Source organism: Desulfovibrio sp. 7SRBS1, assembly GCF_049723905.1.
Classification (GTDB): Bacteria; Desulfobacterota; Desulfovibrionia; order Desulfovibrionales; family Desulfovibrionaceae.
The window spans coordinates 4,125,508-4,146,974 of the sequence record NZ_JBJKFD010000001.1; the positions used below are offsets into that span (position 1 = coordinate 4,125,508).

Sequence of the window (21,467 nt, forward strand, 5' to 3'; positions counted from 1 at the left end):
TTTTCCGAAACAACGCCGCTATCGTGCTTTTATCAGCAGCCAAACTCCCTAGTAGTCGATGTAGGCTACATGCGTCTGCAAATATTCGTACAGACCGTGCTTGCCGTCCGCGCCGCCAATGCCGGACTTGCGCCAGCCAGCATGGAAGCCTTGGATGGCTTCGAAGTGCGAGCGGTTGACGTAGGTTTCACCAAACTGCAGCTCGTTGATGGCGCGCATCATCTTAGTAAGCGTGGTGGTGAAGATGGACGAGGTAAGGCCGTATTCGCAATCGTTGGCCTTGTCCAAGGCCTCGTCAAAGCTGTCCACCTTGACCACGGGCAGTACCGGGCCGAAGATTTCCTTGCGGATGATTTCCATATCCTGCGTGCAATTGGCCAGCAGGGTCGGCTTGTAAAAGTAGCCTGTGGGCTGGTCTTCGGCACGCGAGCCGCCGGTAAGCACTTCCACGCCGTCGGCCTTGGCTTTCTGAACCATGGCGTCGATTTTCTCCAGCTGCGCGGCGTTGATCTGGCTGCTCATGTTGGGAGCGGGATCGGCAAAGGCGTCGCCGTAGGTTACGGCGGCCATGGCCTTGGTCAGCTTGTCCATGTATTCGTCGTATACCTTGGAGTCCACGTACACGCGTTCGGCGCAGTTGCAGACCTGGCCGGAGAAGATGACGCGGGAGTCCACAGTGGCCTGGACAGCCATGTCGATGTCGGCATCGTCGCAGATGATGACCGGAGCCTTGCCGCCCAGTTCCAGGGAGGTCTTGGTGATGTTTTCAGCCGTGGCCCGGATGATGCTCTGGCCGGTTTCCACACTGCCGGTCAGCGTTACCAGACCTACCTTGTCGCTGCGCACCAGGGTGTCGCCCAGGGTGCTGCCGCCGCCGGAAACGAAGTTCAGCACGCCCTTGGGCAGGCCGATACCGGCAATGAGTTTGGCGAATTCAAAGGTGGTGTTGGGCGTTTCGCTGCTGGGCTTCAGGATGATGGTGCAGCCGGTGAGCAGCGCCGGAGCCACTTTGCGGGCCATGACGAAGAACGGGAAGTTCCAGGGGCAGATGCCCACCACAACGCCAATGGGCTGGCGATACAGCAGGATGTTTTCCTTGGGATTGTCGCTGGAGATGACTTCGCCTTCGTACTTGCGGGCCCAGCCGGCATAGTAGTCGAAATATTCGGCTGTGGCGTCGATTTCCACCTGGGCCAGGGGCATGACTTTTGCCTGCTCCTCGGCCAGGGTGCGGGCCAGGTGCTCGCGATTGTCACGGATTATCGCGGCCATCTGCTTGAGGTACCCGGCGCGCTCGGCGCAGGACGTTGCCGCCCATGCCTTTTGGGAAGAGTAGGCGGCATCGAGTGCGAGCTCGGCGTCCTTGGCATTGCCCTTGGGGGCCATGGCAACGGCTTTTTCTGTAAAGGGGTTGAAGACCTCGAACTGTTCTCCGGAAACTGCATCACGGAATTCGCCGTTGATGTACTGCTGATAGACTTTCATGCAACCAACCTCCTGATGAATATGAATACAGAACAACTCTTGGGAAGAGTTGGATATGATCAACATATTTTGTTGATGGTAAATCCAGAACGTCCCGCGAGATGCATGCCGACGTTGTGCAGAGGTCTTGTGAAACACAAGAGCCTTTGATTTTCAAACAAGTGTATCATGTCTTTGGGGTACACGGAAGATGAAAAAAATGTCCAGTATCCTGGACTGACCATCTTTTGAGTATAAAAAATGGTTCAGCAGGGCTGAAAAAGGATGCTTTTGCGAAAAGAGACGGAATGCAATTCAGTCCCGTATTGGGGGAAAAAAAGTCAGACCGTGACCACACCGTTTTTTTCCACCAGCCAGGCGCGGGTCCGGGCCTGGCGCAGACATTGCGCGGCCTGCCTGGGCACCATGACCATGGCGGCAGTTGCCAGGGCGTCGGCCTGCGTAAGGCTGTCGGCAACCACGCTCGTTCCCAGGGAGTGGCGGGGCGAATCGCCGGTGCGCGGGTCTATGATGTGATGATGGGTCTTTTCCCGGTCGAAAAATACTTCGTATCCGCCCGAGGTTGCCAGACATTGGTTGTGCAGCTCCAGCACGGCAAGCCGGTCTTTTTGCGGACGCGGGTCTGTAATGGCCACGCGCCACGGCATGGCACGGGACGCCGTGTATTTGCTCCCCCGCGCCCGGATGTCGCCGCCTGCGTCCAGCAGATAGTTGCTCACCCCGCACTGCTCCATGGCTTCGCCCGCCCGGTCCGCAATAAATCCCTTGGCCGAACCGTTCAGGGTAAGGCCCATGCCGCTGCGGGGCAGGGTTACCGCATTTTTCCGCACTTCCACCATGTCGTACCCTATGAGCTCCAGGGGCAGGCGGGACACATCGGTATCCGCACCATTGCGCCGGAACATGTCCAGAACAGGCTTGACCGTGGGGTCGAAGGCACCGCCGGTCTGGCGGTGGCAGGCCGCGCCCAGGCGCAGGCAGGCCGTGAGTTCCGGTGGGGCGTCTTTCAGGCTGCCCTGTTGGTTGAGTACGGAAAGCGGGGTGGCAGGGTCGAATTCGTTGAACACGCGGCTCAACCGTTCGATGGTGGCAAAAGCGAGTCCAGCGGCTTGCTCCGCCTGTGTCTGCGAAGCCCCGGCAATGGTTATGGTCACAAACGTGCCCATGGCAAGGCGCGTCCGGCTGAAGAGCGGCGTGCCGCCCGTAGCCGTAGCCATTCCGTCAACCGCGCAGACAAGATTGCCCACCTGGGCGGAAAGGGTGAAAGCCCCGCACAATTGCAGAAATTCGCGTCGGTTCATGCGGGTCTCCCTTTGGTATCCGTCTGTTGCGGCGTGCCGTTCCCCGTTGCAGTCTCCACCACCGGGTCGAAGTCGTAGCAGGTGGAACCGCAGCGCATGCAGCGCGAAGCCTCGTGTCTTACTTCTTCCTCGCTGATGGTCTGCTCCACTTCCCTGAAATTGCAGTGGCGGTCTTCCACGCATATTTCAGGCTGTTGTGCGCGTGGAATACGGCCTATACCCGGCAGTTCCGTGAACAGCGATTCGGGCATGAGTTCTTTCAGAATGTCGTGGGGCACAGGAATTTCACCCTGCATCAAATAGTAGTGGATGCCCCTGGCCGCCCGTCTGCCGCCGCCTATGGCCGTAATAACCAGGGAAGGGCCGGTTACGCCGTCGCCCGCGGCGAAAACGTCCGGCAGGGTGGTCTGCATGGTTATGGGGTTTACGCTCAGGGTCTTGCGTTTGGTCACCTCGCAGATTGCGCCACCGTGTTCCACATAGCAGGGGTTGGGATACTGGCCGACGGCTGTAATGAGCGTTGTTGCCTTGATGCGCTGCTCCGAGCCTTGCTTGGGGATGGGGCTGCGGCGTCCGCTGGCATCGGGCTCGCCCAGTTCCATGGTAATGTACTCCACCTCAGCAATGTGACCGTTAGCATCGGAAATCACACGCGTGGGACCGGCCAGGAACAGCATGTTGATGCCTTCCTCCTTGGCCGCCTGTATTTCCAGGTCGTTGGCAGGCATATCAGCCTCGGTGCGGCGGTACATGAGGGTTACGTTGGCGTCCATGCGCCGCGCCGTGCGTGCCGTGTCTATGGCGGTGTTGCCGCCCCCCACGATAACCACGTCCGTGCCGACTTCAATGGTCCGTCCCAGGGCTATCTGAGTAAGGTATTCCGTGCCGCCCCACACCCCTTTACTCTCTTCGCCCTCTATGCGCAGGGTATAGTTGAGCCATGCGCCCATGCTCAGAAAAAAGGCCTCGAACCCTTCCTCTTTCAGGCTTTCCAGGGTGTAGTCGGTTCCGAATTCCATATTATTGCGGGCCTCTATGCCCAGCCCCAGAATGCCTTCAATTTCCCAATCCAGGATATGTTTGGGCAGTCTGTATTCCGGTATGCCGTAGCGCAGCTGGCCGCCCAGCTGGGGTTTCATGTCCAGAATGGTGGGGCTGTGGCCCAGCCGCCGCAGAAAAAAAGCGCAGGACAGGCCAGCTGGGCCGCCGCCTATGACGGCCACCTTTTTGCCTGTTTCCGGGGCAATGGGGATTTCCACCCGCGTGCCCGAGTTCATTTCCCAGTCTGCGGCAAACCGTTTGATATAGTTGATGCCCACCGGGTCATCCACAAGCCCGCGCCGACAATTTTTTTCGCAAGGAGCAGGGCAGACCCGGCCAATGGACAGTATGAGCGGGTTGCGTTCCTTGAGCGTCAAAACCGCTTCACGATATTCGCCCCGTTTTACCTGTTCGATGTACTCGGGGATGTTGATTTCCGCCGGGCATGTCTGGCGGCAGGGGGCCAGGCATTCGTTTTCGGTGTTCATGTGCAGAATGCGTGCGGACGGCGAAACCACCGTGATGACGTCACGAGGGCAGACTTCGGCGCAGATGCCGCAGGCGCGGCATTTGTTTTCGTCAATAACAGGCGTGCAGCCCGGTTCTATGAACATGGCATCGAACGGACAGGCCGCCACACAGGTTCCCAGCGCCAGACAGCCGTGGCCGCATACCTTGTTGCCGTCATACAGAAGCGATTGGGCGCGGCAGTCTGGGATGCCGTTGTACAGGTATTTATCCGCTGCACGTTCACCGCCCTGGCAGTCGTGAAAAGCCAGTTCCGGTTCCAATTCCACCAGGGCCAGCCCCATAACCCGCGCCACCCGCTCCATAACCTCCTGGCCGCCGATGACGCAGACATCCGCACCCTCCTTGCCAGCCACCACGGCCCGGGCCGCACCGGCACAGCCCGGATAGCCGCAGCCGCCGCAGTTGGCCCCGGCCAGGGAACTTTCCACCAGCTCTATGCGCGGGTCTTCCTTGACGTACAGCAGGCGGGAAGCCACAGCCAGGATAACCGCGGCCGTCAAACCCAGGCCCAGAAGAAATAATATCGAGGTATCCATGCGTCATATCCTCCAACGGTCAGGCTGCTGGCAAACGCACGATAGCGGCGTTGCTTCGGAGAAAATCAAACCCTCGCGTACGTAAAGAGTACGCGTCGTCCTTGATTTTTCCTCGCGCCTTGCTCTCGCACATTTGCCAGCCGCCTGAGAAGTCCACTCAATAATTTACCTGCCCAGGCTGCAGTCAAAGGCACGATAGCGGCGTTGCTTCGGAAAAATTCAAACCCTCGCGTACATAAAGAGTACGCGTCGTCCTTGATTTTTCCTCGCGCTTTGCTCTCGCACATTTGTCCGCCGCCTGAGAATTCCATGTAATGATCAATCTGCCCAAGCGTCTTCCCGTTCTCCATTCTTTAATCGGCCTCTCTGTGTTTGTTTTTTCGCTTCGAAAAAACAAACGCATGATGCGGGGGCTCGGGGGCCATCATGGCCCCCGGCGGGGTACGGGGCAGCGCCCCGTCCTCCCCCCGGCTACGAAATCATGCCTTTAAAGGCGAAAAAGGCCATGGACATGAGTCCGGCCATGACCAGCCCGATGGCTGTTCCCTGCAGTTTGTGTGGAATACGTGAAATCTCGAAGCGTTCGCGGATGCCTGCCATGAGGACCAGGGCGAGCAGAAAGCCCAGGCCGGAGGCGGCGGCAAAGACCACGGATTGGATGAGGTCGTATTCCTTTCTCTGGACCATGATGGCGATGCCGAGGACTGCGCAGTTGGTGGTGATGAGCGGCAGAAAGATTCCGAGCGACCTGTAGAGTGGGGGGATGACCTTTTTGAGAAACATTTCCACAAATTGGACCAGGGCGGCGATAACCAGGATAAAGGCGATGGTCTGGAGATAGCCGAGGCCCAGGGGAACCAGAAAGCTGTCCTGTATAAGCCAGGTAAAGGCCGTGGACATGACCGTTACAAAGACGACGGCCAGCCCCATGCCGATGGAAACGCCAAGCTCTTTGGAACAACCGAGAAAGGGGCAGTTGCCAAGGTATTGGGCCAGGACGATGTTGTTTACAAAGATGGCCGCGATAATCATGAGAAAATAATCGTGCATGGCCTATCTCCCGAACATCCTGTAGCAGGACCCGCAGTTGCGGCATTCGGCAGGCGGCGAGGTAACGCCCGTGCGTCGAGACTGGATGGCGCTGATGACGTTCATGAGGCCCAGCACCAGCCCCAGGCAGACGAACGCGCCGGGTGCTTCCACCATAAAGGAGAAGGGCTCGAAATGGGGGCCGAAAAGCTGGTGGCCGAAGATGGTACCGTAGCCGAATATTTCGCGCACCGACCCCAGAAAGGTGAGGGAGAGGCAAAAACCCAGCCCTATGCCCGCACCGTCGGCCAGGGAGAGAAATACGGTGTTCTTGGAGGCAAAGGCCTCTGCCCGGCCAAGGATGATGCAGTTGACCACGATGAGGGGCACAAAGATGCCGAGCCTTTGGTACAGGGGGTAGGTGAAGGCCTGCATGAGCTGCTCCACGGTGACGACCAGCGAGGCGGCCACGACGATGAAGCAGGCGATGCGGACCTTGGCCGGTATGAGCTTGCGCAGGGCCGAGATGAGCACGTTGGAGAAGGTGAGCACGAAGATGACGGCCAGCCCCATGCCCATTCCGTTTTCCGCAGTCTTGGTGACGGCCAGAGTGGGACACAGGCCGAGGACCAGCCGGAACGGGGGCAGATCCTTCCACAGCCCTTTGGTGAACTCCTTGGAAAAATCCTTGAAGATTTGGTTCATTGGCCTGCTCCTTTTGCGGAAAAGGCAGTCAGCAATTGCGGTTTGACGGCCTGGAAGGTTTTTACCGCCCCGGCCACGGCTGCGGTAACGCCTGTGGAGGTGATGGTTGCTCCGGACACGGCGTCGATATCGCCGCCATTTTTTTTGAGGGACAGGCCGGAAAAGGGATGGGCCGCGAACTGGCCTGTAAATTCCGGCTCTGCGGCGCGTGCGCCCAGCCCCGGCGTTTCCTTGTGGGTGGTCAGCCCTATGCCTGCCAGCTCGTTTTTTGTCAGGCTGAAGCCGATCATTATGCCCACGGGGCCGCCGTAGCCTCCTCCAAAGGCTTCGAAGGCCACGGATTTGAGCGTGCCGTCCTTGAAGATGGGAAAGACGGTGATTTTTTCACCATTCGGCTCGGTCAAGATTTTGCGGTCCTTGATGGCGGTCTGGTCGGCCTCTCCGGGAAAGATGGCGGCCAGGGCCGGGCCCTGCACGTAGGTCATCACCTGTTCTTCGATGAGCGGCGCGGTTGCCTTGCGAACGGTGGAAAGAATCCAGCCCGATCCGGCGCAGATAATTGAGAGCACGACGACCATTTTGATCATTTCACGCATGGGCGGCTCCCTGCTTTTGGGAGGAACGCTTGCCAAAAGCCCGGGGACGGATGCGGTCGAAGAGCGGGGTGGTCAGTTCGGCCAGCAGAATGGCGAAAGGTGCTCCGTCCGTGTACACGCCGTAGGTGCGTATGATGACGATGAGCGCGCCAGCGAAAAGACCCCACAAAGGCATGGCCCAGCGCCCCGAAGGGCTGGATGCGTGTTCCGGGGCCAGGAAAAAAATGGCGAAAACAGTGGAACCGGCCAGGATTTGAAACAGGGGCGGTGCGAATTCCTGGGGTGCGACAAAGTGCATGCATCCGGAAGTGAGGAAGACGCCGACCAGAACGCCCAGCGGAATGCAGGGTCTGAGCCGTCCGCGCAGGATCAGATACAGGCCTCCGATGGCCAGGGCCAGGGGCTGGGCAGCGCCGAGGCCGCCGAGCTGGCCGTTCAAACAGAGGTCCTGCGGAGTGTACGCGGCAATGGCGGCGGCCCCGTAATATTTGAGTTCGAACAGGGGAGAGGCCAGGGGCGTCTGCAACACGGCCAGGTCGGGCGTCATGCGGGCGGGCCAGGAAATCGTGCATGCGGCCCATCCCACCAGGGCGGGATGCAGAGGGTTGCCTCCCACGCCGCCGAAGATGAGCTTGCCCAGGACGATGCACAGGGCCACGCCTATGAGCACCAGCCACCAGGGCGCGGTGGCCGGGAGCAGAAAGGCGAAGAGCAGGCCTATGACCAGGGCGTTGGCGTCGTTGATGAAGGGCGGCCGGTCTGCCTGGCCGGTAAACCGTTGGGCCAGATATTCGGTAGCCACGGCCGCGGAGCAGGACAGGCCTATCACCCTGGCCGCATCCAGGCCGTAAAAGTACACGGCCATCAATGCGGCAGGGGCGAGGGCCAGCAGGGTCTCCCACATCATGCCCCGGAAGCTCCGCCCATTGTGCCAGGACGGAGGGCTGGAGACGGTGTACAGCGTGTCTTTCATATCTTCCCTCGGTCTTAAACGGCCACGCTTTGGGCCAGTTCCGATTTTCCCAGCCGAATGTACTGCACCAGGGGCCTTTGCATGGGGCAGACATAGGCGCACATACCGCACTCGAAGCAGGCGTCGATGTCGTATTGCAGGGCCATGGAATATTTCCCGAATTCGCAGGACCGGGTCATCAGGGCCACGGGAATGCGGGCCGGGCAGATGCGGTCGCATTCCCCGCAGTTGCAACAGGGATTGTCCTGAAACAAAAGAAATTCCTCCCTGGCGAACAGGGACACGGCATAGGTATCGTTTTGCACGGGAGCGTCCGGGGACATCTGCGCCTGCCCGCGCATGGGACCGCCGAAGACGATTTTATCGCCGGGAACCGGAGCTATTCCGGCATGGGCCAGCAGATCTTTTGCCGGGGTTCCGATGTGGACGCGGTAGTCCATGCCCTGCACGGTAATTGCGCGCACCGTGGCGGGCAGGCCACGCATGCGCACCCGTCCCATGTCCAAGAGGCGGTCCACACCAAGAACGACCACGTCATCCATGGATTCGCTGCCGGTCGCGGCCTTGGCGACCAGCTGGGGCAGGCTGTTGGGATAGACCGGGCGGATGTGGAGCGGGTCGCACGGGCCGAGTGTGCGTTGGCTGCCTTCCGGCACGGCCACGAAGATACGGCCTGGCTGCACAAGCTGGGTGGCGTAGGCCAGCCCTTCCAGAAGCGGCTGTCTGCGTTCGGCAAGGATGCGCTGGAACGCGGTGACGCCCGGTTCGGGGTTCAGCCCGTTGATGATCAGGGTTTGGGCGGGGTGCAGGTCGAAGGTATCGATGCCCAGGGTGTTGAGGTCGTCGGCCAGTCGCTGGGTGTCGGACTCGTCCGGCTCAATGGGGGCCATCCATTCCTGGTCCCGCAGAGTCTTGCCTGGCAGGGTGCGGCCTGGCAGGGTGCGGATGGTCACGCTGTCCGCGTCTATTTTTTTTATTGTGCCGTAAACGGGCGAGTGCAGGTCTCCGTAGCCCGGCCTGTCGCTGCGAGCGATGTGCTGGCCTGCCATGACTGTTTCGTCCAGTCCGGCATAAAGCCGCTGTCCACACAGGGAGAGCACGATTTTTTCCGGGAGCGGAATGTCTGTGATGGAACCGGTAAGTTCATGGCGCAAGTTGAAGATGTTCATTTAGGCATCCTGTTCACCTGGGCTTCCTGTTCTTCGGGCGTTCAATCCTTTAGGGGGCCTGTCCTTTGTGGTCATCCGCAGTTGTTCTGTTGTGCTGCGCACCGGCTGTGGCCCGGGCGGTAAGGTTACATGGTCTTCGGTTTACCCTGCGTCTTGTCCCGCTGTGCTTTCGTGTCGGGGCGGTTTGCTGCATGCCTCAGCGGCGGGGCAGATGGCATTGTCCGCAGTCCTTTACCTCTTCCGTATCCCGATACGGTCCTTTGCCGTTTTTTTGATGACAGCCCATGCATTGCTCGTGGAACGCCTGTTTGCGGGGCGGAATAAGTTCCGCATGGGGCTTGTCATGGCATTCCCGACACTTGGTGGGGTTGTCCATGTTCACATCGCGCATATTTTTGCGGGAATGGCAGTTGGAGCAGCCGGAAAGTTCTTCTTCGTACAGTTCTTCGTGGCAGGTGCGGCAACGGGTATGCACGGCGTCGCGCAGGATGGGCTTGTCGTTCTCGCCTTGTTCCTTGTGGCAATAGCGGCATTTTGTGGGGCGCGGTTCTATGGATTCGTCGTGGTGGCAGTCCTGGCAGCTGGCCGTGACTTCCTCGTGCAGGGGGTGGTCGAAGACGGGCTTGTCCCATTCCAGATGGTGGCAGGTGGCGCAGGCTGCTTTGCCTTCGAACCAGTGGATATGTTCGTGCACGAACTTCTGGTCGAATTTTGCGGGGTGGCAGCGGCCACAGGGGACTTCGGTAGTGGAGACTTTGCTGGCATGGTGGCATTGTACGCATTGGACGCCCGCGGTGTCGTGCCCGTGATGGTTGAACACCACGTTTCCACCCCGGTTTTTGAGGAGAACCTTATAGGGGATTTCCGAATGTGCGGGTGGTGTGAGATACCCTGCCAAAGCCACGACAAAAAGGAGGACGGTGACGACGATGACAGGTGGATGGTGTTTTTTCATCTGGTGTAGGTCCGAAGTTTTACAAAAAAGAAAACGAGAAACCTTCTCCCCATAGTAAACGTACTATTGCATATATTCCAGCGCATGGTAAACTCTTGATTAAAATTTCACAAAACTTTTCGGAGAAAAGCCTCTAGTCATGGGGAATTCCAGCCCAGAATGGTGATTTGGAACAAGAGACTGGAAATTTGCGCAGATGAAATGAAAATGGCTTTTATATTCCGTAAAAGAGTGGGTTGAAAAAGTTAGTGAACTGTTTTTGTATTGTTTTTACAATAAGCGTAAAAGCAAGAAGTTTGTTTTTTGCCTTCCTACAATAATGGAGGAAACATGTCTGTTCTCGTGCTGCTTCGCCATGGGCAAAGTGCCTGGAATTTGGAGAATAGGTTTACGGGGTGGACCGATGTGGATCTGACGGAACAGGGCATAAACGAAGCCCGTCAGGCCGGGAAGCTGCTGCTCGACAACGGATATGATTTTGACGAGTGCCACACCTCGGTGCTCAAGCGGGCCGTGCGCACGTTGTGGGAATGCCTGGACGTGATGGACCGCATGTGGCTGCCCGTGGAGCGTACCTGGCGTTTGAACGAACGCCACTACGGCGCGTTGCAGGGGCTGAACAAATCCGAAACCGCCCAGAAGTACGGAGACAAGCAGGTGTTTGTCTGGCGCAGAAGCTACGACACGCCTCCGCCCGCCCTGGACCCTTCGGACGAACGCTTTCCCGGTCGCGACAGGCGCTATGCCGCCTTATCCAAGGACGAGCTGCCCCTGCACGAAAGCCTGAAAATGACCATCGACCGGACCCTGCCGTACTGGCATGAGGTCATCAAACCGCGCATTGCCCAGGGCAAGAGGGTGCTCATCTGCGCCCATGGCAACAGCCTGCGCGGGCTGGTAAAGCACCTGAGCAACGTCAGCGACGAAGACATCACCGGGATGAACATCCCCACGGGCGTGCCCTTGGTTTATACCCTGGACTCGAATCTCAAAGCCGTGGAGAGCAACTATCTGGGGGATCCGGAGGCGGTTGCTGCGGCACAGCAGGCCGTAGCCAACCAGGCGCGGAGAAAGGGGGAATAGCTGCGTTGCTGTGGCCGTGGCGAACCCTCGTGTACGTAAGAGTACACTTCGGAACCGCCACGGTCCTCGCGCCTTGCTCTCGCACCGCTCTTGGCGGGCCTGGAGGCGCGTGGTGGGGGAAGGGCGTGTTTTCATAAAAATTGAATAGTCCTGCCGCATCCAGCAGGCGGGGCAGAAAGGTGCGAGAACCAGGAGTGAGAAAAATTCAAGCCTGACGTGTATGTTTTTGATACTCGAAGGTTTGAGTTTTTTGAAACAACGCCGTTATCGTGCTTTTCTGAACCGCCTGCTTCGGAACCGCCGCGGTCCTCGCGCTCTGCTCTCGCACCGTTCTTGGCGGGCCTGGAGGCGCGCAGTGGTGTGGACTTTGGTCCTTAACTGTTTTTGTTGGCTTGCGTTGCTGCGAAAAATTCAATCCCCTCGCGTATGGAAGAATACGCGAGGGATTGAATTTTCTTTGCGTCTTTCTTTTTCTCCCTTTCTCTGCGCCAGGGGCGCGTGGTAGGGGAGCGTATAGGCTCAGTCTTTTTAGTCCCTTCCTCCCCCCTTACATAGCACGTATGCCCCTTTGTTGCAGGAAGCGGCGGCCCCGCGTATGGAGAGGGTGTCTATCCAAGCGGATTTCAAGTTGTTTTGTTTCTTCATTCGTTACCACGGGAGTTCACGCCATCATGAAACCCATCAAGAATATAGCGGTCGTGGCCCACGACAATTGCAAGCACGACTTGCTGGAGTTCGTTGAATCCAACTTTGAAGTGCTTTCGCACCACCATCTGACGGCCACGGGCACCACCGGTGGTTTGGTCGAAAAACTGTTCAAGGAAAGAATGGCCGGAATGGCCGGGAACAGGGATTTAAAGCCCATCCGCAAGCTCAAGTCCGGTCCGCTCGGCGGCGACCAGCAATTGGGCGCGTTGATTTCCGAAGGCGAGGTCGATGTGTTGATCTTCTTTTGGGACCCCATGCAGCCCCAGCCTCACGACGTGGACGTCAAGGCCCTGCTGCGGCTGGCCGTGCTCTACAACATCCCCACGGCAAGCAATCGTTCTTCCGCCGAATTTCTCATCTCCTCGCCGTTCTTCAACGGAGAGTTCCACAAGCGCGGCAATGATTTTGCCGACTATTTGCAGCGCGAGCTGAAGTAGCCGCTGTTTGCGGCACTGCAATTCATAGTCTCCAACGTCTCGTCTGGATTCGTCCCCATATATGGGGGCGTAGTCCAGCATGTGGAGAGGATGGAAATGAATTTCTTTCCTGATTTGAGGGAAAAGCAGAAACGGTCGAAAACGAAAACTGCAAAGAAATTTATTTTCGGAAGTGAAAACTTTTCAGCCGCCGAATTGCCATAGAAAAAATATTTCGAGCACCTCGGGTGTCCCTGTGCCTTCCGGTTTTGCCTGCCTTTTCCCTGTCTTTTTATTAAGCAAGCCAGAAAAAAGGGCTGTGAGATTGCTCTCACAGCCCTAAATCACTGAATAAATCATCAGAAGGTCAGCCCGCTGCGACGAGGCACCTTCAAGGTGCGCCTTTTCGCTTGGTCAGGCCGTCCGTTCTGTTTACTTGCTTAGACGGAAGCCTGGCATACGCCGTTGTTGTCGTATTCCATGCGTTCCTTGTATTCTTCCTGCTTGCCCTTGTTCCAGCGTTTCACCGGGCGGTAGTAGCCGACCACGCGGGTGTATACTTCGGCTTCTTCGCCGCAGGTGGGGCACTCGAAGTGTTCGCCGCTGATGTAGCCGTGATCCTTGCACACCGAAAAGGTCGGGGTGATGGAGATGTAGGGCAGTTTGGTCTTTTCCATGGCCTTGATCAGGAAGTTCTTCATGGCGTCGCAATCCGCCACGGCCTCGCCCAGGAAGCTATGGAAGACCGTTCCGCCGGTGTACAGCGTTTGCAGCTGGCTCTGGTGCTCCAGGGCCTCGAAGATGTCGCTTGTGGCACCCACGGGCAGGAGGGTCGAGTTGGTGTAGTAGGGCTGGTCCGTACCGGCGGTGTAGATGTCCGAGTACAGGGCCTTGTCGATCTTGGCCAGTCTGTAGCAGGTTCCTTCGGCCGGGGTGGCTTCCAGATTGTACAGGTTGCCCGTCTCTTCCTGAAAGTCCTGCATCAGGTCGCGCAGGTGGTTCAGCACCTGCTGCATCAGACGAGTTCCGGCAGGCGTTTCAATGCCCTTGCCCAGCAGGTTCATGCAGGCTTCGTGTCCACCGATCAGGCCGATGGTGGAGAAGTGGCCGTTGAGCCCGTTTTTCAGATACCGCTTGGAGTAGGGGAACATGTTGTTGTCCATGTTGGTCTGGACGAATTTGCGTTTGTACTCCAGGGAATCCTTGGCCAGGGTTGCGTATTCGGTGATCAGCTCCAGAAAGTCGCTTTCGCCGTGCGCCAGATAGGCCAGCTTGGGCAGGTTCAGGGTGACCACGCCGATGGAGCCGGTCAGGTCGCCAGCGCCGAACAGGCCGCCGGTCTTCTTGCGCAGTTCGCGCAGGTCCATACGCAGGCGGCAGCACATGGAGCGGACATCTTCCGGGCTCACGTCCGAATTGATGAAGTTCTGGAAATAGGGAGCGCCGTATTTGGCAGTCATTTCCAGCAGCAGGTGGCCCACTTCGCTTTCCCAGGGGAAGTCCGGGGTTACGTTGTAGGTGGGAATGGGGAACGAGAAGATGCGGCCGTTCATGTCGCCTTCGAGCATGATTTCCACAAAGGCCTTGTTGATGAGCATCATCTCTTCGGCGTATTCGCCGTACGTGGAGTCTTGCAGTTCACCGCCGATGATGACGGCTTCCTTTTCCATGTGCTTGGGCGGAGTCACGTCGAAGGTGAAGTTGGTGAACGGGCTCTGTCCGCCCCAGCGCGAGGTCGTGTTGAGGTAGTAGAGCATCTTCTGCATGGACTGCTTGATTTCCTTGTAGTCCATGTTGTCGTAGCGCACAAAGGGCGCAAGGTAGGTGTCCACGTTGTTGAACGCCTGGGCACCGGCCCATTCGTTTTGCAGCGTGCCCAGAAAGTTGACTATCTGGCCGACCAGGGAGTCGAAGTGGCGGGCAGGACCAGCACTGCAACGGTCGTCCAGGTTGAATCCTTCCATAAGTAGGTCGCGGAGGCTCCAGCCCGAGCAGTACCCGGCCAGGCCGAACGACAGATCGTGAATGTGGAAATAGCCGTGCTCGTGGGCAAGGCGGATTTCCTCGGGATATTTTTCCAGGCAGTAGCGGGCCTGGATGGAACCGGACATGTGCAGCATGAGTCCCTGGAAGGAGTGGCACATGTTCGAGTTTTCCTTTACCCGCCAGTCGGTCTGGTCGAGGTACTTGTCGATGACCTCGGAGATGTCCAGGTAGTTGTCGTGCTGTCTGCGCAGTTCACGCCGTTTTTCCCGGTAGATGATATAACGTTCGGCAACGCCATAGAGACGGGACTCCATAAGCACGAGCTGGACCATATCCTGGACCTGCTCCTGCTCGGGGATATCCATTCCGTCCAGCTTTTTTTCAACCTTTCTTCCAAGGCGTTTCGCCAGGAGCGGGTCTTTGATGCCGCTGGCGTTGAGGGCTTTGAAAATGGCCTGGGAAACCCGTTCTGTGGACCATGTTTCAAGCCTGCCGTCGCGTTTGAGAATGTGTTTAGGTGGCATGAGCATCTCTTGCACCACGCAAAAAAAGGGACGCGAAATCCTGTGGCTGCGGAGCAGCTGGAATGCGTCGGAGCGCGGTGGTTCATAATTGAAAGGATTATACGTCCGGCCGTGCGCCGGGGATTATGGAATGACATCAGCCTGTTGTGCTGGCTTGCCGTATTGCTCCGTTGTTCGGGCCGTACGGTATACAGCGGCGGAACCGCCCCGGACTCGCACCGGGTTGGACATGGCCGAAGCACATATCGATTTGCAAAGACTAACGGAGAGAGGGATTGGTGGCAACTGTATTTAGGAAAAATTTGTAGTCCCCGAAATACGGGCGCCCGGAACGCTTCATGGTGAGCGTTCCGGGCGATGTATTTTCCCAAAGGGGGTGGAAGGCGTCCCCGTCGGTCTATTTTACCTTGGGTGTGGGGTCGGCAACGTGCAGTGCCACTTCCTTGCTCTTCATCATTTCGCGGAAGGCAAGGGGCGGATTCTTGTCCGTGAATATGGCGTCTATTTCGCTCAGGTCCGCTATGCGCACCATGGCGTTGCGGTTGAACTTGGTATGGTCGGTCACCAGGAAGACGTTTCTGGCATTGTCGATGATCTCCCGAGCAACGCGCACTTCGTGGTAGTCGTAATCCAGCAGGGTGCCGTCCTCGTCGATGCCGGAAACACCGATGATGCCGTAATCGACCTTGAACTGCTTGATGAACTCCACCGTGGCTTCGCCCGTAATTCCCTTGTCCCGCCTGCGCACCATGCCCCCGGCAACGATGACTTCGTTGTCCTCGTCGCTCATAAGCAGGGCCACGTTGAGATTATTGGTAATCACGCGCAGTGCCTTGTGCCCGGAGAGCGCCTTGGCGACTTCTTCGGTTGTGGTCCCTATATTGATGAAAAGAGAGGCCCGGTTAGGAATCTGCTTGGCAACCATCTCGGCAATCAGCCGTTTTTCCTGATTCAGGATGTTGCGGCGGTCGCTGTAGTCGACATTCTCCACGCTGGAAGCCCGCCCTGCACCGCCGTGGAAGCGCTGGAGCAGCTTGTTTGTACAGAGCCTGCCTATATCTCGCCGTATGGTCTGCGGCGTCACGTCGAACTGCTGCGAAAGGGATTCGATGGAGGCAAATCCCCGTTCACTGACAATGTCGTATATCTCCCTCTGCCGGGGGGAGAGCGCGCGCAGATCCAGGCGTGTTCTTCTATTTTTTTTCGTTTTTGGCGTATCGATCAAAATGGAATGTCTCCTTGCGTACTTCAAACGAACATGAGTATATAGGGGGAGATATCCCACCTGCTTATACAGTTTCTCTTTAGGGACTATATCTTAAAGATTCGGATTGTCCAGTCATGGCAACGTCTCGGGCGAATACGCGTTTACCGGTTGAAAGAGGGCTGTCACCTTTTCGTAACGTTCTGGAAAGTTGAATAATTTAAAGGGGCGAAGCCTGCAAGACGAGAATCAGGGCCTGCTGTAGTGTTCATTCCTGCACTTTTTTTAAGAAAATGAAAACATGTTCTTGTTAATTTGTTTTCGTTTTGTTACAACTTGTTCGCAAGTGAAAAAGAAATCTAGTCCGGCTTGGGACTTGAATGTTTGTTTTCGAGTTGATGGAACGGCGATTGGTTTGTCTGTTCGGGGATGCCTCGTGAAGACCACACCGCCGTACAACGAGCTGGACGGGGAAAAGGGTGTGTCGCATGAAACGATCGGACAATATCAGGCAGATTGAAGACAGTTCCCGTGTGTGGGACTTTATCGTTATTGGCGGCGGAGCCACTGGTTTGGGTTCGGCCCTGGATGCAGCTGCCAGAGGCTATTCCGTGCTCCTTCTGGAGCAGGGTGACTTTGCCGAGGCCACTTCCAGCCGCAGCACCAAAATGGTCCACGGCGGCGTCAGATACCTCGCCCAGGGCAATATTTCTCTCGTTATGGAAGCGCTGCACGAACGCGGCCTTCTGCGCGAAAACGCACCGCACATGTGCTACAACCAGAAGTTCGTGGTGCCGGACTACAAGTGGTGGGGCCTTCCCTACTACGGTGTGGGCCTCAAAGCCTACGACATGCTCGCCCGCAAATACAGCTTTGGTTCCTCCCAGATACTTTTCAAGAAAAGCGTTGTACGGGAAATTCCCGGCGTGCTTCAGGACCACCTCAAGGGCGGCGTAACCTACCACGACGGGCAGTTCGACGACGCCCGCCTCGCTATCACCCTCGCCAAAACAATGGCCGATCTGGGTGGCGTTCCCGTCAACTACATGCGCGTTACCGGGCTGATCAAAAGCTCGGGCTTTGTCGTCGGCGTCCAGGCCGAAGACAAACTCAGCGGCGAGACTTACGAAATCAAGGGCAAAGCAGTCATCAACGCCACCGGTATCTTTACCGACGATGTGATGAACATGGACAATTCCGATCACAAAAAACTCATAGCTCCCAGCCAGGGCATCCACGTGGTCATCGACCGCCAGTTCCTGGGGGGAAGCACCGGCATCATGGTTCCCAAAACCGACGACGGCCGGGTGATCTTCTTTGTTCCGTGGCACGGCAAGGTTGTTGTGGGCACGACGGATACGCCCATAGACCATGTCTGCACAGAGCCCAAACCGTTTGATGAAGAAATCGATTTTCTTGTAGACCATTCCTCCCGTTATCTCACAAAGCCGTTCACGCGCGCAGACATCCGCAGCGTGTTCACCGGCATCCGTCCCCTTATCTCCGCAGGCAAGGAAGGCGGCAAAACTTCAGCCCTTTCCAGGGATCACTTCCTGACGGTATCTCCGAACAAACTCCTGACCATCGCTGGCGGGAAATGGACCACGTATAGACATATGGCCGAAGATTGCATAGATAACGCAATCAAGATGGGCGGACTTACTTTCCGTCCATGTGCGACCACGCATCTCAAATTGCATGGTTACACAGAGACATACGACCACAACGACCATATGCATGTGTACGGCAGCGAAGCTGCGGAAGTTAGGGCGCTTGCCGGAGAGCTGCCCGAGCTCGATGCACCTATGCACGAGCGGCTTCCCTACTCCTGGTTGGAAGTGGTTTGGGCGGTACGTCACGAATGTGCACTGAGCGTGGCGGATGCGCTGGCGCGCAGAACCAGAGCGTTGATTCTGGATGCGAAGGCCGCTGCTGAAGCTGCCCCCAAGGCCGCAGAGATCATGGCTGCGGAGCTTGGCAGAGACGAACAATGGATCAAGACGCAGGTTGAGCAATTTACCGAGTTGTCCAGGAACTACACGGTAAGCTAAAGCTGCGTCTTTGATTTTTATGCATAAAGGCGTCCGGTTCAGGGGAAACCGGCAGGTTCTTTAACGCTCTTCAATGTGTTCGTTTCCGAAAGGAAATGTGTGTCTTCACATGGATCAACTCGATGGGAGAAAATCATGAACGTCTTTCTTGCTGAACTTGTGGGTACTTTGATCCTGACTCTGTTTGGATGCGGAGTGTGTGCCAACGTTATCCTGAACAAATCCAAAGGCCAGAACAGTGGCTGGATCGTCATCACCTTCGGGTGGGGATTTGCCGTTGCCTTTGCCGTGTACGCCGTTGGCAAGTACTCCGGTGCTCATGTCAACCCGGCTGTTACCATCGGTCTCGCTTCCGTCGGCGCACTGCCCTGGTCGCAGGTTCCTGTTTACATTGCCGGACAGATGGTAGGTGGCTTTCTGGGTGCCGCTATCTGCTGGTTGGCCTATCTTCCCCATTGGGGAGCCACTGAAGACACCGAGGCCAAGCTGGCCGTGTTCTCCACTGGTCCTGCCATCCGTTCCACCGGCGCCAACTTCCTTTGCGAATTTATCGGTACCGCCGCACTGCTGTACGGTCTGCTCGCTCTGGGCGCCAACGAATTCAGTCAGGGACTCAACCCCCTCATCGTTGGTTTCTACATCGTAGCTATCGGTCTTTCCCTTGGTGGTCCCACTGGATACGCTATCAACCCCGCTCGTGACCTCGGTCCCCGTATCGCGCACGCCCTGCTGCCCATCGCTGGCAAAGGCGGAAACGATTGGGGCTACTCCTGGATTCCTGTTGTCGCTCCCATTTGCGGCGGCGTTGCCGGTTCGCTGTTGTACAAGGCGCTGGTCGGCTAGTTCCGTCCAGCACGTTGTTTGAGTCATACGATACACAGTAAGGGATGGAGACAATCCATTCGAACAAGGGGAAAAAAATGAGCCATAAGTATGTTCTGTCCATCGACCAGGGAACCACAAGCTCTCGAGCCATTCTTTTCAACAAGAAAGGCGACATCGTTGCTGTAACTCAAAAAGAGTTCACGCAGATCTTCCCCAATCCCGGCTGGGTCGAGCATGACGCCATGGAAATCTGGTCTTCGGTGCAGTCGGTCGTGGCGGAAGCCTTGTCCCAGCCCGAGATCAGTGCCAGCGAAATTGCCTGCATCGGCATTACCAACCAGCGTGAAACCGCGGTTGTTTGGGATAAGAACACCGGCAAGCCCGTGTACAACGCCATTGTTTGGCAGTCCCGCCAGACCATGGGTGTCTGCAACGAACTCAAGGGCCAGGGCCTGGACCCCATGTTCCGCGAGAAGACCGGTCTGCTGATCGACGCCTACTTCTCCGGCACCAAGGTCAAATGGATCCTCGACAATGTCGAAGGCGCCCGTGAAAAAGCCGAAAAGGGCGATCTGCTCTTCGGCACCATCGACACCTGGCTGGTCTGGAAAATGACCGGCGGCAAGGTGCATGTAACCGACTACACCAACGCATCCCGTACGCTCATGTACAACATCCACGAGCTCAAGTGGGATGAAGAGCTTCTGAAACACCTGACCGTTCCCGCTTCCATGCTGCCCGAAGTTCGTCCTTCCTCGGACGTCTACGGAAAAACCTTGAAGGAATCCTTCCAGGGCCACGAGATTCCGATCTCCGGCATGGCTGGCGACCAGCAGGCCGCCCTGTTCGGACAGGCCTGCTTCAGCGAAGGCATGGCCAAGAACACTTATGGCACCGGCTGCTTTATGCTGATGAACACCGGCGAAAAAGCCGTACCTTCCAAGAACGGCCTGCTGACCACCATCGCCTGGGGCGTTGACGGCAAGGTAGAGTACGCTCTGGAAGGTTCCATCTTCGTGGCCGGTTCTGCCGTACAGTGGCTGCGCGACGGTCTGCGCATGTTCCGCGAAGCCCGCGACAGCGAACTGTACGCTACCCGCGTTCTGGGCACCGACGGCGTGTACATGGTACCGGCATTCGTCGGTCTGGGCGCTCCCTACTGGGATTCCGAAGTGCGCGGCGCCGTATTCGGCCTGACCCGCGGCACCACCAAGGAACACTTCGTGCGTGCAACGCTCGAATCGCTCACCTACCAGACCAAAGACGTGCTCTCCGCCATGGAAGCCGACTCCGGTATCAAGCTGGAAAAACTGCGCGTGGACGGCGGCGCTGTAGCCAACGACCTGCTGCTGCAGATCCAGGCAGACGTACTGGGCGTTCCCGTGGAACGTCCGCTGTGCATCGAAACAACCGCCCTGGGCGCCGCCTACCTGGCCGGTCTTGCCGTGGGCTTCTGGCAGGACAAGAACGACATCACGCAGAACTTTGGCGTGGATCGTACTTTCTCCCCCAAGATGTCCGAAGAAGACTCTGCCAAGCTGTATGAAGGCTGGCAGAAAGCGGTCAAAGCGACCATGGCCTTCAAATAAAGCACTCCTTACCCGCGCTCGGTCCGTGAGGCAAACACGGACTGGACGCGGATACCCTACTCTAAGGGGACCGGCGTATCCGGTCCCCTTTTTTATTGTGGGTAAGATTTTGGAGCCAGAATTTGGGGGTGATTGCAGCAGGGATTGAGAACGCAGCCTGGGACTCCCGTTCGCAAGCATGGTTGCACGGGGCCCTTGAAGCCAAAGACTGCAAGAAAGCCAAAGAGCGTTGATGACTTTGAGATGCCTTTTACGTGCGTAAAAGGAAAATGCCAGGTGAATCCAGACGCGATCAGACGCGAGTGTTGTCAGGAAAAGGCTGGGCGTGGTTCCGGGGCGGAAAGAAGAGCGTGCTCATAACGCCGGGGCGGAGAAAAAAGAGCGGGGCGGAAAGACGTTGGTGAATGGTCTGTTCCGCCCGTACAAGTGGGTGGCGAGAGCGCTGTCGCAGCTCGTCGCAGTTACTTGTTGCCTTCCTTGATGATCATCTTGGCGACATTAATGTCGTACGCCTGTCCGGGATCGAAAGCTTTTTTGTTTTCATAGGAGGCAGCGGCCTTTTTGATGGCTCCGTAAGGAACCCAGCCGTGCTCTTCCCAGAGCTTTTCATCATCCTGGTTCCACAGTCTGAACCAGACGTCGGTTTCGTCCTCCTGAACATACATGCGGACTTTCTTGTTTTCCGGGAACGGGTAATAGAAAAGGCCTTTCTCGTCTTTCATATGCTATGTCCTTTGCGCGGGAATTTGCCTGGTTGTAC

General features: G+C 57.3%; 17 protein-coding genes. 5 read left to right on the forward strand and 12 right to left on the reverse strand.

Annotated elements, in window-relative coordinates:
* Positions 1 to 48: 48 nt before the first annotated feature.
* The 9 genes from aldA to ACI0FJ_RS18210 all read right to left on the reverse strand — a co-directional run bounded on the left by aldA (position 49) and on the right by ACI0FJ_RS18210 (position 10,321).
* A complete protein-coding gene (gene aldA, locus ACI0FJ_RS18170) occupies positions 49 to 1,485 on the reverse strand; it encodes an aldehyde dehydrogenase (RefSeq protein ID WP_424305759.1) in 1,437 nt (478 codons plus the stop codon).
* 320 nt (positions 1,486 to 1,805) lie between these two features.
* Positions 1,806 to 2,786 (reverse strand): FAD:protein FMN transferase, encoded by a 981-nt coding sequence (locus tag ACI0FJ_RS18175; protein ID WP_424305761.1) that lies wholly within the window; start codon positions 2,784 to 2,786, stop codon positions 1,806 to 1,808.
* On the reverse strand, positions 2,783 to 4,894 hold the full coding sequence (locus ACI0FJ_RS18180) for an FAD-dependent oxidoreductase (RefSeq protein ID WP_424305763.1): 2,112 nt from the start codon (positions 4,892 to 4,894) through the stop codon (positions 2,783 to 2,785). Before ACI0FJ_RS18180 ends, ACI0FJ_RS18175 begins: the two co-directional genes overlap by 4 nt.
* 471 nt (positions 4,895 to 5,365) lie before the next feature.
* Positions 5,366 to 5,944: an electron transport complex protein RnfA gene (locus ACI0FJ_RS18185; RefSeq protein WP_424305765.1), complete on the reverse strand. Its 579-nt coding sequence runs from the start codon at positions 5,942 to 5,944 to the stop codon at positions 5,366 to 5,368.
* Positions 5,945 to 5,947: 3 nt separating this feature from the next.
* Complete coding sequence (rsxE, locus tag ACI0FJ_RS18190; protein ID WP_424305767.1) at positions 5,948 to 6,628, reverse strand: electron transport complex subunit RsxE; 681 nt, start codon at positions 6,626 to 6,628, stop codon at positions 5,948 to 5,950.
* Entirely contained in the window at positions 6,625 to 7,224 is a 600-nt protein-coding gene (rnfG, locus tag ACI0FJ_RS18195) for an RnfABCDGE type electron transport complex subunit G (RefSeq protein WP_424305769.1), read from the reverse strand. Before rnfG ends, rsxE begins: the two co-directional genes overlap by 4 nt.
* Positions 7,217 to 8,197, reverse strand: a complete 981-nt coding sequence (locus tag ACI0FJ_RS18200) for an RnfABCDGE type electron transport complex subunit D (RefSeq protein ID WP_424305771.1) — start codon at positions 8,195 to 8,197, stop codon at positions 7,217 to 7,219. The genes rnfG and ACI0FJ_RS18200 overlap by 8 nt, the downstream gene beginning before the upstream one ends.
* A gap of 14 nt (positions 8,198 to 8,211) precedes the next feature.
* Positions 8,212 to 9,366, reverse strand: a complete 1,155-nt coding sequence (locus tag ACI0FJ_RS18205) for a hypothetical protein (RefSeq protein ID WP_424305772.1) — start codon at positions 9,364 to 9,366, stop codon at positions 8,212 to 8,214.
* Between the two features lie 196 nt (positions 9,367 to 9,562).
* Positions 9,563 to 10,321, reverse strand: coding sequence for a cytochrome c3 family protein (locus tag ACI0FJ_RS18210; RefSeq protein ID WP_424305774.1), 759 nt, complete (start codon positions 10,319 to 10,321; stop codon positions 9,563 to 9,565).
* Positions 10,322 to 10,651: 330 nt separating this feature from the next.
* Between ACI0FJ_RS18210 and gpmA the strand changes: the two genes are divergently transcribed.
* Positions 10,652 to 11,404, forward strand: a complete 753-nt coding sequence (gpmA, locus tag ACI0FJ_RS18215) for a 2,3-diphosphoglycerate-dependent phosphoglycerate mutase (RefSeq protein ID WP_424305776.1) — start codon at positions 10,652 to 10,654, stop codon at positions 11,402 to 11,404.
* Positions 11,405 to 12,075: 671 nt separating this feature from the next.
* Positions 12,076 to 12,549 (forward strand): methylglyoxal synthase, encoded by a 474-nt coding sequence (locus ACI0FJ_RS18220; protein WP_424305778.1) that lies wholly within the window; start codon positions 12,076 to 12,078, stop codon positions 12,547 to 12,549.
* Between the two features lie 419 nt (positions 12,550 to 12,968).
* Here the strand turns inward: ACI0FJ_RS18220 and ACI0FJ_RS18225 are convergent, their stop codons facing one another.
* Positions 12,969 to 15,038 carry a ribonucleoside triphosphate reductase gene (locus tag ACI0FJ_RS18225; RefSeq protein WP_424305780.1) on the reverse strand — a complete coding sequence of 690 codons (2,070 nt, stop codon included), beginning with the start codon at positions 15,036 to 15,038 and terminating at the stop codon, positions 12,969 to 12,971.
* Between the two features lie 397 nt (positions 15,039 to 15,435).
* Entirely contained in the window at positions 15,436 to 16,215 is a 780-nt protein-coding gene (locus ACI0FJ_RS18230; protein ID WP_424306600.1) for a DeoR/GlpR family DNA-binding transcription regulator, read from the reverse strand.
* 515 nt (positions 16,216 to 16,730) lie between these two features.
* Between ACI0FJ_RS18230 and ACI0FJ_RS18235 the strand changes: the two genes are divergently transcribed.
* The 3 genes from ACI0FJ_RS18235 to glpK all read left to right on the forward strand — a co-directional run bounded on the left by ACI0FJ_RS18235 (position 16,731) and on the right by glpK (position 20,707).
* Positions 16,731 to 18,293, forward strand: coding sequence for an FAD-dependent oxidoreductase (locus ACI0FJ_RS18235; protein ID WP_424305782.1), 1,563 nt, complete (start codon positions 16,731 to 16,733; stop codon positions 18,291 to 18,293).
* A gap of 135 nt (positions 18,294 to 18,428) precedes the next feature.
* Positions 18,429 to 19,136, forward strand: a complete 708-nt coding sequence (locus ACI0FJ_RS18240) for an MIP/aquaporin family protein (RefSeq protein ID WP_424305784.1) — start codon at positions 18,429 to 18,431, stop codon at positions 19,134 to 19,136.
* Between the two features lie 77 nt (positions 19,137 to 19,213).
* Positions 19,214 to 20,707 (forward strand): glycerol kinase GlpK, encoded by a 1,494-nt coding sequence (gene glpK / locus ACI0FJ_RS18245; protein ID WP_424305786.1) that lies wholly within the window; start codon positions 19,214 to 19,216, stop codon positions 20,705 to 20,707.
* 461 nt (positions 20,708 to 21,168) lie between these two features.
* Here glpK and ACI0FJ_RS18250 read toward each other — a convergent pair whose 3' ends face one another.
* Positions 21,169 to 21,429 (reverse strand): hypothetical protein, encoded by a 261-nt coding sequence (locus ACI0FJ_RS18250; protein WP_424305788.1) that lies wholly within the window; start codon positions 21,427 to 21,429, stop codon positions 21,169 to 21,171.
* Positions 21,430 to 21,467 lie beyond the last annotated feature (38 nt).